This is a genomic window from Mesorhizobium sp. M7A.F.Ca.CA.004.06.1.1, from assembly GCF_003999135.1.
GTDB lineage: Bacteria > Pseudomonadota > Alphaproteobacteria > Rhizobiales > Rhizobiaceae > Mesorhizobium.
Genome location: NZ_RZPQ01000038.1, coordinates 1 through 17,601, shown reverse-complemented (window position 1 = coordinate 17,601; position 17,601 = coordinate 1). Strand labels below are relative to the sequence as shown.

Here is a 17,601-nt window from a genome sequence, read left to right as displayed (position 1 = left end):
GAGCCTGTACAGGCAAGACAGTCGTCCATCCGAGCCGCCGGAGACCCGCCATGAAGCTGAAAATCGCCGTCCAGATGGACCACATCTCCACCGTGTCGATCGCCGGCGACACCTCGTTCGCGCTGTCGCTGGAAGCGCAGCGGCGCGGCCATGAGCTGTTCCACTACACGCCGGATCGGCTCTCGTTGCGCGACGGCAAGGTGTTTGCCCGCATCGAGGAAATGCAGGTGCGCGACGAGAAGGGCAGCCACTATTCGCTGGGCGAGAAGGTGCGTACCGACCTGTCGGAGATGGATGTGGTCCTGCTGCGCCAGGATCCGCCCTTCGACATGAACTACATCACCACCACGCACATCCTGGAGCGCATCCATCCGAAAACGCTCGTGGTCAACGACCCGGCCTGGGTGCGCAACAGCCCGGAAAAGATCTTCGTCACCGAATTTGCCGACCTGATGCCGGACACGCTGATCACCAAGGATCCGCTCGAAGTTGCCGCCTTCCGCAAGGAGTTCGGCGACATCATCGTCAAGCCGCTCTACGGCAATGGCGGCGCCGGCATCTTCCATCTGCTGGAGGCCGACCGCAACCTTGCCTCGCTGCTGGAAATGTTCGGCCAGATGTTCCGCGAACCCTACATCGTACAGCGCTATCTCAAGGACGTGCGCAAGGGCGACAAGCGCATCATCCTGATCGACGGCGAGCCGGTTGGCGCCATCAACCGGGTGCCGGCCGAGCATGATTCCCGCTCCAACATGCATGTCGGCGGCCGCGCCGAAAAGACCGAACTGACGGAGCGCGAACGCGAGATCTGCGCCCGCATCGGCCCATCGCTGAAGGAGCGCGGCTTCATCCTGGTCGGCATCGACGTGATCGGCGACTACATGACCGAGATCAACGTGACCTCGCCGACCGGCGTGCGCGAGGTCAAACGCTTCGGCGGCGCCGACATCGCCAGCCTGTTCTGGGACGCGGTCGAGGGAAAGCGCGGGTAAGCCGTTTTCATTTTGTCTTAACCATGTTCCGTTTTTGCAACCGCGCTCAATTCCGCTGCAACCCAAGCGGTCATGCGTTCCCGTAATGTTCTTGATTTGACCGGGGAAGTGTGATTGTCTTCCCGGCGGGCCATTCCTGGCCTGATCGCAGGGGCTGGGGCCAGCCTGAATTGGGGTTGCACGATGGTGGCGCGGGTTCGCACGGTCGCTTTCCAGGGCATCGAGGCCGTGCCGGTCGACGTGCAGGTGATGATCGCGCCCGGCAAGGTCAACATGCACATCGTCGGCCTGGGCGACAAGGCGGTGGCCGAAAGTCGCGAGCGGGTGCAGGCCGCGAGGCAGCCGAATGCAAAAACTACTTGGCAAATGTCGGGTACGCTTCCGTCAAAACGTCAAAGGGTCTAGTGCCCACAGCGAGTGGTTTGCGATTGATCCCCCGCGATCGCCAGTGTTGCCACTATCCAAGTCATAGGCGACCTGTGTATTGCTCAAGAACTAGTGCCGCCTCTTTTGTGTTCCCGTTCTGAATTTGGGGGAAGAATGTCAAAGACTGGGTTAGCTGTACTTAAAGAGGCGGCGAACAAAGGGAAACTGGTAGCTATCATGGGTACGGGCGTCAGTCGCGCCCTAGCGGCCGCTGAAGCTCCACATCACAGTTGGCGAGGCCTGATCGAGACGGGCTTGTCATATGCACGCGCACGAGGCCGCATCACCCAGGATCAAGAACGGCGTTGGGCCCGGACCCTCGGCTCCGATGACATCGATGACATGTTGGCAGCCGCCGAATTTGTTACTCAAAAGCTTCAAGGTGCGGATAAGCTTTTGTATGAACGCTGGCTACAAGAGTTATTTTTTGGAGAGAAATGCGGTACCGGCAAGATGGCTGAAGCTATCCGCTCACTCAGAGACGCAAATATACCGTTGGCTACGCTAAATTACGACACGTTACTTGAACAGGCGACTGACCTTCCAGGAATTACACTATCTGACACCTCGCAGGTAGTTAGTTGGATGCAGCGAGATCATCCAGGCATTTTGCATCTTCATGGCAAATGGGACGTTCCCGGTTCCTGCATTCTTGGTATTCGCGACTATACCGCAACACTAACTAGCGAAGTGCGATCCCTCATCCAGCGATCTTTGTCTTCATTCGGTCAGCTTCTTTTTGTTGGATGTGGCGACACTTTTTCCGACCCAAACTTTAGTGCGCTAATAAATTGGTGCCGCACGAACATTGGTGGTGCCCCACCGCTCCACTATGCATTCGTTACAGAGAAGGACTACGGCCCGCGCAAGAAGGATCAAGCTTGGCAGGGGTTCGTCGACCCTATCTCGTACCCTAACCATGCCGATCTGCCAGCCAAACTCTTGGAAATCGTCGCCGACGTTCAGGCTGCAAAGAGGAAACCCAAGCGCACCTCAAGTTCTCTAATTGACGAAGCGCAATGCCTTGATGCCTATCGCACCTTCCTCATTCGTGACTGCGGTCAAATGACGATAGAGGGGGTGCGTGCCGATATGGACACCGCACAGCGGAAGTTTGATCTCGAACGCTTATTTGTTCCGTTGGACGTGGTGCCTATTCCACCTGAATTTCCGCTGACCGACCCCAAGCGAGAACAAAAGCTATCTGAGTGGCAGGAGTCTGATGGGCGAGGCAAAACGTTTGGTGAAGCGTTCAGAGATAATAGGCGAATTGCGCTCTTGGCATTTCCAGGGGGCGGCAAGACACTGCTCCTGAAACGTTTGGCTGTTGCTTACGCCGAACCGAAACGACGAAAGCTGAGCAGAGACCAACTGCCCGATGTGACGCTTTTTCCGGTGATGATTCGCTGTCGAGAGTGGAGAGACCACATCCAAAAACCAATCCCAACAATTCTTAACGAGTTATCACAGATCACCGGGCAAACGAACTTGTCCAACTTCTGGGATGCCATTGTTCCGATGCTTCGTCGGGGAAATATTATATTATTGGTAGATGGCTTAGACGAAATCCACGTTGATGCCCATAGGACTACCTTTGTCGAACACCTTGAGCGTTTCCTAGAAGACTATCCGAAGATCCGACTTGTCGTAACCAGCAGAGAAGCAGGCTTTGCACTCATTGCTCCTACGCTTGCGCGGTTCTGCCAACGCTGGCGCGTGGCGCCCCTTAGCGAAGAGGCTATAGCATTACTTTGCGATTATTGGCACAAGCTCATGGCTGGCGACAAACCAGAAGCCTTGGCCGAGGCCGCCGAAACAACTGCTAGGATCATGCAATCCAGTGCTTTGCGCAGACTAGCGGAAAACCCGCTGCTTCTGACTATGTTGTTGGTTGTCAAGCACGGAGCAGGACGACTCCCGCCCGACAGAGTGAGCTTGTATGACAGGGCGGTGGAGGTTCTCCTCGATACTTGGAATATCAAGGGTCACGAGGCGCTCAACGTCAAGGAAGCAGTTCCGCAACTCGCCTACGTCGCGTTTGAGCTACATAAGCAGGGCAAGCAAACGGCCACAGAACATGAACTCATCAAGTTATTAGAAGCCGCGCGGAAGTACGTGCCCCAAATCACGAGATACGCAAGGGACACGCCGCACGACTTCGTTAAGCGCGTTGAGCTGAGGTCCAGTCTCCTCGTTGAAGCCGGGCTTCAGAAAGACGGGCACAAAACGGTCCCATTTTATCAGTTTCGACATTTGACATTCCAGGAATATCTAGCCGCAGTTGCCGCAGTTGAGGGCCACTATAGGGGTTACACGAGCAGAGACACACCGCTGACCCCTTTGAATCGCTATCTCGAAGGGGAGGAATGGAAAGAAGTCGTACCTATGGCTGCAGTCCTTGCTCGCAAGCAAGCAGAGCCGCTGTTGGTGAGATTGAACACACTGGCTCAAAAGGCCATCGCCAACAGGATTCGCTCCGACGATGATATGGGGCCTATTAAATTAGAAAATGCAGTCCAGCTACTATTAACGAGCCTTGCGGAAGAAGCCGAAGCGTCCCCCGATACCCTCAGTAAAAGTTTGGAAGTTCTTGCACTCCTCGCCAAAGGTTGCCGGGATGATTCCGATCTGTGGAGAACTCTGGCAATAGGACCGTATGGTATCGAGTTTGAGGAGAAAGCTTGGCAACTGTACACACAAGGCTTCCAACCCGAGTCGCTGTGGCTGAGGAATACTTACGCGGTTATCGCAGCTATGCGGCTACACAATCGGCATGCAGTTGCGGCTGATGCCCATCGAGAAGTGATGGATTGCCTTCAAAAAGGCACCCACAGCGAAGAAATCCGCAGAAATTTTCTTGCTATTTCGGGAGATATATGGAGTTCGACACATGAGACGCTAAATATCTGGTCCGACAACGACACAGCAACCTTGGTAGAGCAATATATTTTGTCCAAAGATTCCGATAATACGGAGGCAGCGCTTTGGGCCAGAGCCCTTCTACACGATCGTGAGACAACAATCAGACCAAAGGTAGGTACTTTGGAACTTGTTGCTAACTTATACTTCTTAGACGGCTCTATAGCGAGTCTTGCCGGCTTCTTTTTGGGAAGGGTGGTCGGGTTTCCGCGGGCGTATTGGAAGCCGCAGTTTGATGCCGATCAGAAAGAGCGCATCGTCGGTATACTAGAGTCAGACCGCGTAGACGGTCGCGATCGCAGCTTGTGGCATGGCGCGCTCGTTTTGAGCTATTACGCCCGTGGCGTTGTCGATGATAGCAAACTAGGGTCATTGCTAGAGCAAATGAAGGATCGTTCTGACGTGGCCAATCTGATGACGTCACTCCTCGCTGGGAAGTCGAGAGAAGGTTCGATGAGAGTGAGGCGCCCGAGCGTAACGTTGTGACTGCCTTCGGGGCAGTTCGGAGCTGTATAGAACCCGACCACGAGCGCGAAGAAGGCTAGGCTTAATTCAGAGCAATCGGTCAACGGCGAGCTCAGCCCAAAATGCCCTTGGACGTGGCTGCCGCAATCAATTCGATTGACATGACCACGGGCCCATAGTGGTTCGTTGGCATGTCCAATGACAAGAATAACCTCCTCGAATCTTGGATGCTCCAGCGCTTGAAACAAGTCGAGGCTGCGCTGGCGCATCGTGAGTGGCTTGTCGATGGACAGTTTTCCGCCGCCGATATCTTAATGACGGACGTACTTTGGATACCCATGGTCATGGCTGCCGGCAGTTTTCCGACAACATGATGTTACGTCGATCCATCCTGCGACGGCTAGACGGTGCATTTTGCAGCGGGCGACAAGTCCGTGGCAATCTGTGGCAGGGCGCAATGTCTGGTCGGAGATCAACCTGCGTTTCAGGTTGATCGGAATAGCATTTATAGCTGCGGTGGTTTTGTTCCTGTATTGTTCTTGATTATCCCAGAAATCTATGTTTGTGTTGGGCGATGTCGTTGGCCGCCTAGCCGTGTAGGCTTAGGCACGCAGCATATCCGGGGGCATAGAAATGGTGGCGCGGGTTCGCACGGTCGCTTTTCAGGGCATCGAGGCCGTGCCGGTCGACGTGCAGGTGATGATCGCGCCCGGCAAGGTCAACATGCACATCGTCGGCCTGGGCGACAAGGCGGTGGCCGAAAGCCGCGAGCGGGTGCAGGCCGCACTGCATGCTTCCGGCCTGTCGATGCCGTCGAAGAAAGTCACGGTCAATCTGGCGCCGGCCGACCTGCCGAAGGAAGGCAGCCACTACGACCTGCCGATCGCGCTTGGCCTGATGGCTGCCCTTGGCGCCATTCCGGGCGACATGCTGGCCGGCTATGTCGTGCTTGGAGAATTGTCGCTCGACGGCACGATTGCCGCGGTCGCCGGCTCCTTGCCGGCGGCGATCGCCGCCAATGCCGAGGGCAAGGGCCTGATCTGCCCGTTCGCATGCGGGCCGGAAGCGGCCTGGGCTGGTCGGGAATTCGACATTCTGGCGCCGCGCAGTCTGATCGCCATCGCCAATCATTTTCGCGGCACGCAGGTGCTGTCGCGCCCCGAGCCCGGCATTCATGCCGCCGCTCTGGATTTGCCTGACCTCGCCGACATCAAGGGCCAGGAGACCGCCAAGCGGGCGCTGGAAGTGGCCGCCGCCGGTGGGCATAATCTGCTCATGATCGGACCCCCGGGATCCGGCAAATCGATGCTGGCGCAGCGGCTGCCGTCGATCCTGCCGCCGCTGGCGCCGAAGGAATTGCTCGAAGTCTCGATGATCGCCTCGGTGGCAGGAGAGCTCGGCGAAGGTAAGCTGACCGACCGGCGGCCGTTCCGGGCGCCGCACCACTCGGCCTCGATGGCGGCGATGGTCGGCGGCGGTATCCGCGCGCGGCCGGGCGAGGTGTCGCTGGCCCATCACGGCGTGCTGTTCCTCGATGAGTTTCCCGAGTTCACGCCGCAGACGCTTGATGCGTTGCGCCAGCCGTTGGAGACCGGCGACTGCATGATAGCGCGAGCCAATCATCGCGTCACCTATCCGGCGCGTATCCAGCTGGTGGCGGCGATGAACCCGTGCCGCTGCGGCATGGCCGGCGAGCCGGGCTATCGCTGCCTGCGCGGCGAGCGTTGCCGTACCGACTATCAGGCGCGCATTTCGGGTCCGCTGCTCGACCGCATCGATCTCAGGATCGAAGTGCCGGCGGTCTCGGCCAGCGACCTGATCCGGCCCGACCGGGCGGAGAAAAGTGCCGATGTGGCGCTGCGTGTGGCACGCGCCCGCACCATCCAACGCGAACGTTTCGAGCGGCTCGGCGCCACCCGCGCCACCACCAACGCGCATTGCGCGCCCTCGGTCATCGACGAGATCGCCATGCCGGACGCCGCCGGCCTGTCGCTGCTCAAGGACGCCAGCGAAAAGCTCGCCTTTTCGGCGCGGGCCTATCATCGCGTGCTGAAGGTGGCGCGGACGCTCGCCGATCTCGACGCCAGCGAAACCGTCGGCCGAATCCATCTGGCCGAAGCGATCTCCTACCGCATGAGCTCGGAGCGGATGGCGCAGGCGGCGTAGGTCCGCCGACAAGCCGACCTCGCCACATTGCCTTCCGCGATCACGCCATAACCCGGCCTCCGCGAATCGATCATCTCCACGGTGCGGCGGACCTGATTGTCCGCTTGGCCGGCGTCCTCACCACCCAACGGCCCCCACCGACCGGACGCCGGCCATTTTCTTCCTCTTCCAGAAAGCGTGGATGTCATCGGCGTCGGACCAAGGTCCTGGCCTCCGCATTGACATTCCTTATTTAGACAATGCGAATATGGTGTGGCCGGGGAGCCCGCTATGTTCATTGACTACTACGAAGTTTTGGAAGTTAGCCCGAACGCCAATTCGGAAACGCTGGAGCGCATATTTCGCTATTTTGCGATGCGCTATCATCCAGACAATCGCGAAACCGGCGATGAAGCCCGTTTCAGTGAAATCGTGGAAGCCCACAATACGCTCAAGGATCCGGTCAAACGCGCACAATACGACATCGCGTACAGGGACCATGCCGGCCTTCGCCGTGAATTGACCGAGGAAGCCAGCAACACCAAAGGCATCGAGCGTGACGTCGTGATCCAGGCCAGGCTGCTGTCGCTGCTTTACGCGAAGCGCCGGCACGACGTCAGCAATCCCGGGATCGGAGATGTGGAGCTCGAACGCTTATCAGGCTGTCCGCGAGAGCATCTCGAATTTCATCTCTGGTATCTGAAAGCGAAGGCCTGGATAGCAAGAGTGGAAAACGGGACGATCGCGATTACGGTGGAAGGCGTCGATCGGGTCAACTCCGAACACCGTCGCGATCCCACCATCCGGCTCCTGGACCATACAGCTCCCTGACGCCTCACCCCGGAGAAAGCAGGCCGAAAACCCGCCGCCCATACACGACACTGGCCTATTCAGCTCTGCTGCGCCTTCAGTTCCAGCCGCCGCGCGTGCAGCACCGGCTCGGTGTAGCCATTGGGCTGGACGCGGCCCTTGAAGACCAGGTCACAAGCGGCCTGGAAGGCGATCGACTTGGCGAAATCGGCCGCCATCGGCTGGTAAAGCGGGTCGCCCTCGTTCTGGCGGTCGACGATGTCAGCCATGCGCTTCATCGTCGCCATCACCTGGTCCTCGCTGCACACACCGTGGTGCAGCCAGTTGGCGATGTGCTGTGAGGAAATACGCAATGTGGCGCGGTCTTCCATCAGGCCGACATCGTTGATGTCAGGCACTTTCGAGCAGCCGACGCCCTGGTCGATCCAGCGGACGACATAGCCAAGAATGCCCTGCGCGTTGTTGTCGAGTTCCTTCTGGACGTCTTCGGGCGACCAGTTCGGCCGCACGGCCACGGGCACCGACAGGATGTCGTCGAGCTTCGCCTTGGGCTGGTTCTTCAGCGCCGCCTGCACGGCGTGGACGTCGACCTTGTGATAGTGCGTGGCATGCAGCGTCGCCGCCGTTGGCGACGGCACCCAGGCAGTGTTTGCGCCGGCCTTGGGGTGGGCAATCTTCTGTTCCAGCATCGCCGCCATCAAATCCGGCATCGCCCACATGCCCTTACCGATCTGGGCGTGGCCGGCCAAGCCGCATTCCAGCCCGATGTCGACATTCCACGCCTCGTAGGCGGAAATCCAGGCGGCCTGCTTCATGTCGCCCTTGCGGATCATCGGGCCGGCTTCCATCGAGGTGTGGATCTCGTCGCCGGTGCGGTCGAGGAAGCCGGTGTTGATGAACACGACGCGCGCTTTTGCGGCGCGGATCGCCTCCTTGAGGTTGACGGTGGTGCGCCGCTCCTCATCCATAATGCCCATCTTGATGGTATTCCTGGCCATACCGAGCAGCGCTTCGACGCGGTCGAAGATCTCGACGGCGAAAGCGACTTCGTCGGGCCCATGCATCTTGGGTTTCACGACATACATCGAGCCCGCGCGGGAATTGGCGCGGCGGCCGTTCGGCCCTACATCGTGCAGCGCGATCAGCGCCGTCATCGCCGCATCCATGATGCCTTCCGGAACCTCGTTGCCGTCGCGATCCAGTATCGCCGGGTTGGTCATGAGGTGGCCGACATTCCTGACCAGCATCAGCGAGCGGCCGGGCACGGTCAGCGTGCCGCCGGCGGGCGCGGTGTAGGAGCGGTCAGGATTGAGCTTGCGGACAAAGCTCTTGCCGCCCTTGGTGATCTCTTCCGCCAAATCGCCCTTCATCAGGCCGAGCCAGTTGCGGTAGATGACGACCTTGTCTGGCGCATCCACCGCCGCGACCGAATCCTCGCAGTCCTGGATGGTGGTCAGCGCCGATTCCAGGATGACATCGGCGATGCCAGCCGGATCGGTGCGGCCGATCTGGTTGTTGCGGTCGATCGCGATCTCGATGTGCAGGCCGTTGCGCACCAGCAGCACCGCATCGGGATTGGCCGCGTCGCCACGGTAGCCGACGAATTGCCTGGGGTCGGCCAGCGTCGTCGAGCCGGCGCCGGCGCTCAGCCGCAAGGCACCTTGCGCCAGCGACAGACCATTGACGCCGGCCCATTTGCCTAGGGTGAGCGGGGCAGCCTCGTCGAGAAAGGTCTTCGTCCAGGCAACGACCTTGGCGCCACGCGCCGGATTGAAGCCCTTGCCCTTTTCGGCGCCATCCGTTTCGGGGATGGCATCGGTGCCGTAGAGCGCGTCGTAGAGCGAACCCCAGCGCGCATTGGCGGCGTTGAGCGCATAGCGCGCATTCATCACCGGCACGACCAGCTGCGGTCCGGCAACATCAGCAATTTCGGGGTCGACATTGTCGGTCGATACGCTGAAGGCCGGGCCTTCGGGAACGAGATAGCCGATTTCTTTCAGGAAGCCCTTGTAGGCCTCCATGTCGACCGGCGCGCCATGCTCGCGATACCAGCCGTCTATCTGTTCCTGGATGGCGTCGCGCTTTGCCAGCAGCGCCCGGTTCTTCGGCGCCAAATCATGGATGATGGCCGAAAAACCGTTCCAGAAGGCGTCCGCTTCGACGCCCGTGCCCGGCAGCGCTTCCCTGGCCACGAACTCATGCAGCTCGCGGGCAATCCGCAATCCGGCGATCTCGATGCGGTCGGTCATCAGGCTACTCCAGATGAAAGGCTTTGCGGGCCTTTGGCATGTCAGGTTTGCCGGGTCAATTCAGCTTAGGGTGAAGGTGGCGTATTTCGCCGCCCCGCTCAAACCGCAATCCTTGGCCTTCCCGAGGCCACCGCCACCACATGCGCCTCGATGAACATGCGCTGGGCTTCGACGGTCGAGACGCGGAATTCGGTGGCGACGTCGATCTCGGCGCTGTCGGTGCCGGCCTCCATAGCGCGCTCCGCGACGATGGCGCGGACATCGGCCTCGGCCGCCGCGATCGCTGTCGCCTCGTCGAGGAAATCGCGCACGGTCTCGCCCGAGGCGAGACGAAACAGCCCTTCCATGGGCTGGCTGACCCGCGCCTCGGCCGAAACCCTGACCTGGCCGACGACGGCGCCGAGCGCGTTGGCGACATCGGTATCCCTGGGCACCACGCAGTCATTGCCGATCAGCGGCGGCAGCCCGGCATAGTGCAGCGGCGCCGAGGCGCCGAGGCCGATGACCGGGCGGTCGAGCGCAACGCTCAGGCGGGCAATCCCGGGATGGGCGTCGACCGCGCGCTGCACCAAGGCATGCGCCACCGTCGACGCGCCATCGAGCCCATCCTCGGCAAAGGCGGTCTCGAGGATATACTCGGCCGACCAGCGCGTCAGCGTCACCAGCACCCGTTCCGAAATCGCTTCCGGCGAAGCTGCGATGTTCTGGCCACGGCCGTCACGCTTGCGGGCGAACAGTTCGGCGCCGAGGCGCGCGGCGATGGGATCCCAGTTCGCCTGCTTGCCGAGCACGTGGGCAGCGTCCGACGGGGTGAAGCCGGCGACATGCACCAGCCCGCGCGACACCAGCCGGTTCAGCGTCGCGTTCTGCGCGTTCGAGGTCAAAAGCCTGTCGACGGCGAGCGGCACGGCACCAATCAGCTCGTAGAGCTTGGCTTCGGCGCCGGTCAGGCCTGCGGCGAGCCGGTCCGGCACGCCGGTGCGCACCGCGAAGCGGCCGTCCATGCGGCCGGGATTGGGCGCCCGCAGCTGGCGTTCGAGTTCGGAGGTGACAGCTGTACCGTGCGCCATGCCGGCCAGCGCCAGCGGCACCAGGCGGCGCGGCCCGAGCAGGATCTTCGGGTTGAGCACGCCGTCCTCCAGCGTCACTTCGGAATCGCCGCCGAGGCCGAAGGTGCGCATGGCGACAGCCTCGACCATGGTGCGGAAGCCGCCGACGGTGGCGCCTTCCGGGTCGAGCCTGGGACGGCCGCCGTCGAGCACGGCGACGTCGGTTGTGGTGCCGCCGATGTCGGAGACCACAGCATTGTCGAGCCCGGTCATGTGGCGGGCGCCGACCAGGCTGGCGGCCGGGCCGGACAGGATGGTCTCGATCGGCCGCTGGCGGGCAAAAGCGGCCGAAACCAGCGCGCCATCGCCGCGCACCACCATCAGCGGTGCCGCGATGTTGCGTTCTCCAAGAAAACCTTCGGTTGCCGCCACCAGGCGGTCGATCATCGAGATCAGCCTGGCGTTGAGCAAAGTGGTCAGCGCCCGGCGCGGACCGCCGAGCTTGGCCGACAGCTCGTGGCTCGATGTGACCGGCAGGCCTGTCTTTTCGCGGATCAACTCGCGGGCGGCGATCTCATGCGCCGGATTGCGGGTGGCAAAATAGGCGCAGACGGCAAAGCCGGACACCGAGGCGCCGAGTTCCGGCAACGCCGCTTCCAGTCCGGACAGATCGAGCCTGGCGGCATTGCCGTGCACGTCGTGGCCGCCCGGACAAAACACCACCGGATCGGTGCCGAGCGCGGCCTTCAGCCCGTCGCGGGCGAGGTCGCCCTCGGAAAAGCCGATCATCACCAGCGCGACGCGGCCGCCCTGGCCCTCGACAAGCGCGTTGGTGGCAAGCGTCGTCGACATCGACACCAGCTTGATATGAGCCGGATCGGTTCCGGCTTTCTGCAGCACCGCATCGACGGCGCCGGAAATGCCGACGGCAAGATCATGCCTTGTGGTCAGCGCCTTGGCCTTGGCCAGCACCTTGCCCTTGTTCGGGCCTTCTTGCGGGCCTTCCGTTTCAGACCACAACACGGCATCGGTATAGGTGCCGCCGGTGTCGATCCCGAGGAACAGCGGCTTTGGCTTGGTCTTGGCGGTCATTTTTGGCGGCGGTCCGGGTGGCAATTTATTTGTCCCTGCCCTTAGCCGATACGGAGCGGGCGATAAAGCCGCGAGCGCTGGGCCACGGGTAATCTCCCCCCTCGAGGGGGAGATGTCGCCAAAGGCGACAGAGGGGGTCGGCAAGACTGGATGCGACTTCATACGAGGCGAAAGAGGAAGCCAGCGCTCTACGCGAGACGACCCCCTCTGGCCTGCCGGCCATCTCCCCCTCAAGGAGGGAGATCGCAGCTACCCCACAAACCCCACCTTCTTGTGCGTCCCATCGCAGAACGGTTTGTTGGCGGAATGGCCGCAGCGGCAGAGGAAGGCGCGTTGCGTACGATCGACCGTATGGCCGGTTCCGGTGACGATCTCGAGATTGCCCTCAAGCTTGAGCGGGCCATTGGTGGTCGGCGTCACTTTCAGCGGACCGTTCCTCGCTTCGAGCGCCAGCGTGTCCTTCAGCGGCGGCTCGCCGGTGGCGGCAAAACCGGATTTGTTGTGGCTGCCGTCGCAGAACGGCTTGTTCTCCGAAGCGCCGCAGCGGCAGAGCGTGGCACGATAAGAAGTCTCGCCGTCGAGCACGATCTCGGCGTGTACCGCCAGCGGGCCGTTTTCCCGCAGCCGCACCGTATTGACCACCGGTGATTGCTCCTGCGGCCCGCCATCCTTCCTGACATAGGTGATGGCGCCCGACGGGCAGCTTTCGGCGATGGCGACGATCTTCTCGACGCTGGCCGCTTCGGGATGGATCCATTGGCCCGGCGCGTTGGGCACGAAGACATGCGGATCGCCGAGCACGCAGTTGCGCGAGTGGATGCAGCGCTTGCCGGAAAACCCGACGTCGATCTTGTCGCTTTCGACCATGCCGGCCATAGCTGGGCTCCTTTTGCCTGAAGCACGTCGCGTCTGAACAGTTCGAGGCGGCGCGCGCTGGGTATTTGCACAGGCTATGGCTCCGGCCCGAAGACCGTCAAGCTGGCAAACCGGTCAGGGGACCAGCTCGATCTCCTCGGTCTCGCCGCCGCTACAGGTGTAGCAGCAATCCTCGCATTTTTCCGTGTTGCCGGGACCGACGCCCCAATAGGTGCCCTCGTCGCCATCGACCCAGGCGCCGTAGCAGATCGATTCGCCCGCGTTGCAGGATATCGGCAGCTGCTTGGTCTCGCCGTCGTCGAGGAAATAGTCCTTGTCCTCGCCCGGCCAGACATAGTCGCGATCCTGGCTGTAGAGCTCGACGCGCATGGCGTTCGGGTGGCTGTTCTTGATGGCGAAGGTGACATCGTCGGCTTGCGCCGCCGACGCAACCAGCATGACGAAGGACAGCGCGGCCAGCATGCGGCGCGCATAGGCATGAAACATGATAACCCCCGAATATGCGGCCCACCCGGCCGCGGGGCGACCATTGCATGCAGCGCTGAATCGCGGAAGTGGACCGGACGGGCCGATCCCTGACTTAATTTGGGTCCAACGAAACTTCCGCGCTCTACGGCACCAGATCGATCGTCTCGGTCGAGTGTTCCACGCAGATGAAGCAGCAGGTGTCGCAGGGCTGGTCATTGTCCGGCCCGACGCCGGCCGAGAGGCTGTCGTTGCCGTCGGCCCAGGCGCCATAGCAGATTTGTTCGCCCTGATTGCAGGACAGCGGCACGGATTTCTGCGACTCGGGTTCGATCAGGAACACCTTGTCATTGCCCGGCCAGACCGTCTCACGGTCGCGGCTGAACAGCTCGACCGCGACAGATTCCTTGCGCAGGTTCTTCACGAAGAAGGCCATGTCTGCGGCCTGCGCCGAGGCGGTGAAGACCAGCGCCGCCAGTGCAACCATACGAAACAGCGTCACGACCTGGATCTCCCGAATCATCGCGGCAGAATCGCATGCCTGCCCGTAACTAGGAAGGCGCGGAACCCTGCGTTGCGATGTCTTGCCCCAGCCGCACCGTTTCATGCACCAGAAGGTCGAGATCCTCGCGCCGTGTGCGATGATTGGTGATCGCCACGCGCAACCAGTGCTCGCCATGCACCGTGGTGTCCGAAAGGGCCGCAATGCCCTGTTCCTGCAGCCGCAGCATGATCTCCGTGTTGAGCGCCTTCAGAGCCTCGCCTGTCAGACCGGGCTGATAGCGGAAGCAGACGATGTTGACGGTCGGCGATGCCGCCAGTTGCAACTGTGGCGCGGCCTCGATCAAGCCGGCAAGATAGACGGCCTGGGCAATGTTCTGGTCGATCAGGCGGCCGAATTTCTCGACGCCGTGCTCCTTCAGCGCCATCCACACCTTCAGCGCGCGAAAACCGCGCGACGTCTGCAGGCCGTAATCATGCAGCCATTCGCCGGAAGCAAGGCCGCGCGGCGTCGATTCGAGATACTCCGGCGTCACCGCGAAGGTCCGGCGATGCGCCGCGGCATCCCTGACCAGGGCGCAGCCGACCTCAAATGGGGCGTGCAGCCATTTGTGGGGATCGAGCGCGACCGAATCCGCCCGTTCGATGCCGGCGACGCGATGCGCGTTTTCAGGCGCAATGGCGATCAGCGCGCCGATGCAGCCGTCGACATGGAACCAGAGGCCTTCCTCATGTGCCAGCTTCGCAAGCGCCTGCAAATCGTCGATCGCCCCGGTGTTGACGGTGCCGGCCGTACCGATGACGCAGGCCGGCTTGAACCCTGCTGCGCGGTCCTCAGTGATCGCCGCACGCAAGGCAGCGATATCGATGCGCAGCCCGCTATCGGTCGGGATGCGGCGCAGTGCCCGGTTGCCGAGGCCGAGTGCCTCCATCGCCTTGCGGTGGCACGAGTGTATCTGCTCCGAGCCGTAGAAGCGCAGCGGCTTCTCGATGGCAGCAACGCCATGCTCGCGCACGTCGATGCCGGCCTTGACGTTGCGCGCCACGGTCAGCCCTATGATGTTGGCCATCGAGCCGCCGCTGACCAGCGTGCCGCCGGCAGAAGCCGGAAAGCCCAGCATCTGCTTGCACCAGTTCACCACCTGGCTGTCCATCAGCCCGGCCGCGTGGTTGCCGCCGCCGAGGTTGGAGCCCTGGATGGCCGCCAGGAAATCGCCAAGCGCCCCCGTGAAGTTGCTCGACCCCATGTACCAGGACCAGAAGCGCGGATGGATGTTGCCCATCGGATAGGACATCACCGTGCGCGAGACCTCGCCATAGACGGCGGCAAGCGGCGCCGGCGAGCGCGGCAGCGGCGCCGAGAAGGCCTCTCTCACATCGGCCGGCATCTCCCGCCAGACCGGGCGGTCGCGCACATCGCGGAGATAATCGACCGCATCGTCGATGACGCGGTGCGACAGGGCCTGCACATCGGCCCAGTCTAGGGGATCGAGCGTTTCCTCGGCCACCAGGCCGAGGTTTTCTTGCATGGCGTCCATACCAGATCTCCCGTCAAGTCGCCGGGAACTGGCAGCCGGGCGTCGAGCGCGACAGGGCGGCCTCCTCGGCATCCATCTCGGCCTCGATGCCATCGAACAGCGGCGTCGACATGTAGCGCTCGCCGGTGTCGGGCAGCATGCACAGGATCACCGCGCCGGCCGGCGCCTTCTCCGCGACCTGCCGTGCCACGGCGAAGGTGGCGCCGCCGGAAATGCCGGTGAAGATGCCCTCTTTCCGCGCCAGTTCCCTGGCCCATTTGATGCCCTCGGGCCCGGCGATCGGCATCACCTCGTCATAGAGGCTAGTGTCGATCGCCTCCTGCAGCACGTTGGGGATGAAGTCCGGCGTCCAGCCCTGGATCGGGTGCGGCTCGAAGGCCGGATGGCTGGCGGCGGGGGCACCATCGGCGCCGCGCTGCTGGACCTTGCCGCTGCCGATGAGCTGCGCGTTGGCCGGCTCGGAGAGCACGATGCGGGTTTCCGGGCGCTCGCGGCGCAGCACGCGCGCCACGCCTACCACCGTGCCGCCGGTGCCATAGCCGGTGACGAAGCAATCTAGCCGCGAGCCGGCGAAATCATTGACGATCTCGCGCGCCGTCGTCGCCTCGTGGATGGCGGCATTGGCGGCCGTCTCGAACTGGCGGGCGAGGAACCAGCCATTGGCCTCGGCCAGTTCCACCGCCTTCTTGTACATGCCGAAACCTTTTTCGGCGCGCGGCGTCAGCACCACCTTGGCGCCCAGCATGCGCATCAGCTTGCGGCGCTCGACCGAAAAACTGTCGGCCATGGTGACGACCAGCGGATAGCCCTTCTGCGCGCAGACCATGGCGAGGCCAATGCCGGTGTTGCCGCTGGTCGCCTCGACAACTGTCTGGCCCGGCTTCAGCGCACCGCTGCGCTCGCCCTCCTCGATGATGTTGAGCGCCAGCCGGTCCTTCACCGAAGCACCGGGATTGAAGTACTCGGCCTTGACGTAGATCGTCGCGTGGGCCGGTCCGAGATTGTTGATGCGCACCACCGGCGTGTCGCCGACGGTGTCGAGAATGCTGTCGAACAAGCGGCCGCGCCCGGCCGTGGTTCTGATCTTCTGCTGCTGCAACATCTTGGTCTCCTTGATTGTCATCGCGTTTTGTCTTCACGGGCCGGTTACAAACCGGCGGGTTGGGCGACGAGGTTTGGTGACCTTGCCGCGCTAGGACTGACATGCCGCACAGCGGCAATGGCTGCATCCGGCGCTGAAATCCGCTGCCGGATGCGCCGTGTCGTGTTTGGTGATACAGGAGAGGCCGACAGGCCAGCGTGGGAGCAGGCGTGGAAACGCACGTGGAATCCAGCCGATCGAGGCCGGACGGCGACATGCCGGTCCTTTCCGTGCGCCTGCTCGGACCGCTGGCGATCTCCCGCAATGACGTGCCGGTTACGTTGCCGTCGTCACGCAAGCTGCGCGCTCTGTTGGCCTATCTGGCGCTGGCGCCGCATCCTGTCAGCCGCAGCCGTCTGTGCGAGCTGCTGTGGGACGTGCCGAACGATCCAAGGGGCGAGCTGCGCTGGTGCCTGAGCAAGCTGCGCGGCGCACTCGACGCGCCGGGCCGACACCGGGTCGTGACACAGGGCGACACGGTAGCACTCGATCTGAGCGATTGCCTGGTCGATGCGCTGGAGGTCAGCCGCGCCGCCGCGCAAGGGATCGGCACGCTTGATGTCGGCCGCTTGCGGGCGCTGGCCAAACTGTTTGCCGGCGATTTCCTCGACGGGCTGGAGCTCGAGCGCAGCCCGCATTTCAACAGCTGGCTGATCGCGCAGCGCCGCCGCTTCAGCGCTTGCCATGCCGCCGTGCTGGAACGGCTTGTCGCGAGCCTGCCGGCGCATAGTGACGAGGCGATCGCCCATCTCGACACATGGGTGGAACTGGCGCCGTTCGACACGCGTGCGCATGCAGCACTGCTGTCCAATCTGGCCGGGCGCGGCGAGGTCGCCGCGGCAGAGCAGCACCTGGCTTCGGCGGAGCGATTGTTCCGGTCGGAGGAGCTTGATTTCGCACCGCTTCGCGCGGCCTGGCAGGCGATCCGTGAAC

13 protein-coding genes and 1 pseudogene are annotated in these 17,601 nt (G+C 62.3%); 7 read left to right on the top strand and 7 right to left on the bottom strand.

The window, feature by feature from the left end; translation table 11 throughout:
* Window positions 1–50 precede the first annotated feature (50 nt).
* The 6 genes and pseudogenes from gshB (at window position 51) to EN906_RS04735 (ending at window position 7,778) form a co-directional block, all read left to right on the top strand.
* Window positions 51–992: a glutathione synthase gene (gene gshB, locus EN906_RS04760; RefSeq protein WP_127266732.1), complete on the top strand. Its 942-nt coding sequence runs from the start codon at window positions 51–53 to the stop codon at window positions 990–992.
* A gap of 183 nt (window positions 993–1,175) precedes the next feature.
* Window positions 1,176–1,328 (top strand): annotated as a pseudogene (locus EN906_RS38940) (ATP-binding protein); the annotation flags it as partial.
* Between the two features lie 432 nt (window positions 1,329–1,760).
* On the top strand, window positions 1,761–4,823 hold the full coding sequence (locus tag EN906_RS04750) for an SIR2 family protein (protein WP_164751138.1): 3,063 nt from the start codon (window positions 1,761–1,763) through the stop codon (window positions 4,821–4,823).
* 170 nt (window positions 4,824–4,993) lie between these two features.
* Window positions 4,994–5,176: a glutathione binding-like protein gene (locus EN906_RS04745; RefSeq protein WP_127269651.1), complete on the top strand. Its 183-nt coding sequence runs from the start codon at window positions 4,994–4,996 to the stop codon at window positions 5,174–5,176.
* Window positions 5,177–5,435: 259 nt separating this feature from the next.
* The gene (locus tag EN906_RS04740) at window positions 5,436–6,968 is read left to right on the top strand and encodes a YifB family Mg chelatase-like AAA ATPase (RefSeq protein WP_127269776.1); all 1,533 of its coding nucleotides are present in this window, start codon (window positions 5,436–5,438) and stop codon (window positions 6,966–6,968) included.
* Between the two features lie 270 nt (window positions 6,969–7,238).
* Window positions 7,239–7,778, top strand: coding sequence for a J domain-containing protein (locus EN906_RS04735; RefSeq protein ID WP_127269222.1), 540 nt, complete (start codon window positions 7,239–7,241; stop codon window positions 7,776–7,778).
* A 59-nt stretch (window positions 7,779–7,837) separates the two neighbouring features.
* Here the strand turns inward: EN906_RS04735 and EN906_RS04730 are convergent, their stop codons facing one another.
* The 7 genes from EN906_RS04730 to cysK all read right to left on the bottom strand — a co-directional run bounded on the left by EN906_RS04730 (window position 7,838) and on the right by cysK (window position 16,629).
* Window positions 7,838–10,006 (bottom strand): malate synthase G, encoded by a 2,169-nt coding sequence (locus tag EN906_RS04730; protein WP_127269223.1) that lies wholly within the window; start codon window positions 10,004–10,006, stop codon window positions 7,838–7,840.
* Between the two features lie 98 nt (window positions 10,007–10,104).
* The gene (locus EN906_RS04725; protein ID WP_127269773.1) at window positions 10,105–12,147 is read right to left on the bottom strand and encodes a hydantoinase/oxoprolinase family protein; all 2,043 of its coding nucleotides are present in this window, start codon (window positions 12,145–12,147) and stop codon (window positions 10,105–10,107) included.
* Between the two features lie 249 nt (window positions 12,148–12,396).
* A complete protein-coding gene (locus EN906_RS04720) occupies window positions 12,397–13,023 on the bottom strand; it encodes a CDGSH iron-sulfur domain-containing protein (protein WP_127268750.1) in 627 nt (208 codons plus the stop codon).
* A 114-nt stretch (window positions 13,024–13,137) separates the two neighbouring features.
* On the bottom strand, window positions 13,138–13,509 hold the full coding sequence (locus EN906_RS04715) for a hypothetical protein (RefSeq protein WP_027040247.1): 372 nt from the start codon (window positions 13,507–13,509) through the stop codon (window positions 13,138–13,140).
* 124 nt (window positions 13,510–13,633) lie between these two features.
* Entirely contained in the window at window positions 13,634–13,990 is a 357-nt protein-coding gene (locus tag EN906_RS04710) for a hypothetical protein (RefSeq protein ID WP_127268751.1), read from the bottom strand.
* A gap of 49 nt (window positions 13,991–14,039) precedes the next feature.
* A complete protein-coding gene (locus EN906_RS04705; RefSeq protein WP_127268752.1) occupies window positions 14,040–15,527 on the bottom strand; it encodes an aspartate aminotransferase family protein in 1,488 nt (495 codons plus the stop codon).
* 13 nt (window positions 15,528–15,540) lie between these two features.
* Window positions 15,541–16,629 carry a cysteine synthase A gene (gene cysK / locus EN906_RS04700; protein ID WP_127268753.1) on the bottom strand — a complete coding sequence of 363 codons (1,089 nt, stop codon included), beginning with the start codon at window positions 16,627–16,629 and terminating at the stop codon, window positions 15,541–15,543.
* Between the two features lie 254 nt (window positions 16,630–16,883).
* Between cysK and EN906_RS04695 the strand changes: the two genes are divergently transcribed.
* On the top strand, window positions 16,884–17,601 hold a 718-nt coding region (locus tag EN906_RS04695; protein WP_281060435.1), incomplete at its 3' end, for a BTAD domain-containing putative transcriptional regulator.

Bases quoted from the DNA above. Each gene is read 5' to 3' on its own strand.
- gshB (WP_127266732.1), top strand. From the start codon at position 51: ATGAAGCTGAAAATCGCCGTCCAGATGGACCACATCTCCACCGTGTCG.
- EN906_RS04750 (WP_164751138.1), top strand. From the start codon at position 1,761: ATGTTGGCAGCCGCCGAATTTGTTACTCAAAAGCTTCAAGGTGCGGAT.
- EN906_RS04745 (WP_127269651.1), top strand. From the start codon at position 4,994: ATGTCCAATGACAAGAATAACCTCCTCGAATCTTGGATGCTCCAGCGC.
- EN906_RS04740 (WP_127269776.1), top strand. From the start codon at position 5,436: ATGGTGGCGCGGGTTCGCACGGTCGCTTTTCAGGGCATCGAGGCCGTG.
- EN906_RS04735 (WP_127269222.1), top strand. From the start codon at position 7,239: ATGTTCATTGACTACTACGAAGTTTTGGAAGTTAGCCCGAACGCCAAT.
- EN906_RS04730 (WP_127269223.1), bottom strand. From the start codon at position 10,006: ATGACCGACCGCATCGAGATCGCCGGATTGCGGATTGCCCGCGAGCTG.
- EN906_RS04725 (WP_127269773.1), bottom strand. From the start codon at position 12,147: ATGACCGCCAAGACCAAGCCAAAGCCGCTGTTCCTCGGGATCGACACC.
- EN906_RS04720 (WP_127268750.1), bottom strand. From the start codon at position 13,023: ATGGCCGGCATGGTCGAAAGCGACAAGATCGACGTCGGGTTTTCCGGC.
- EN906_RS04715 (WP_027040247.1), bottom strand. From the start codon at position 13,509: ATGTTTCATGCCTATGCGCGCCGCATGCTGGCCGCGCTGTCCTTCGTC.
- EN906_RS04705 (WP_127268752.1), bottom strand. From the start codon at position 15,527: ATGGACGCCATGCAAGAAAACCTCGGCCTGGTGGCCGAGGAAACGCTC.
- cysK (WP_127268753.1), bottom strand. From the start codon at position 16,629: ATGTTGCAGCAGCAGAAGATCAGAACCACGGCCGGGCGCGGCCGCTTG.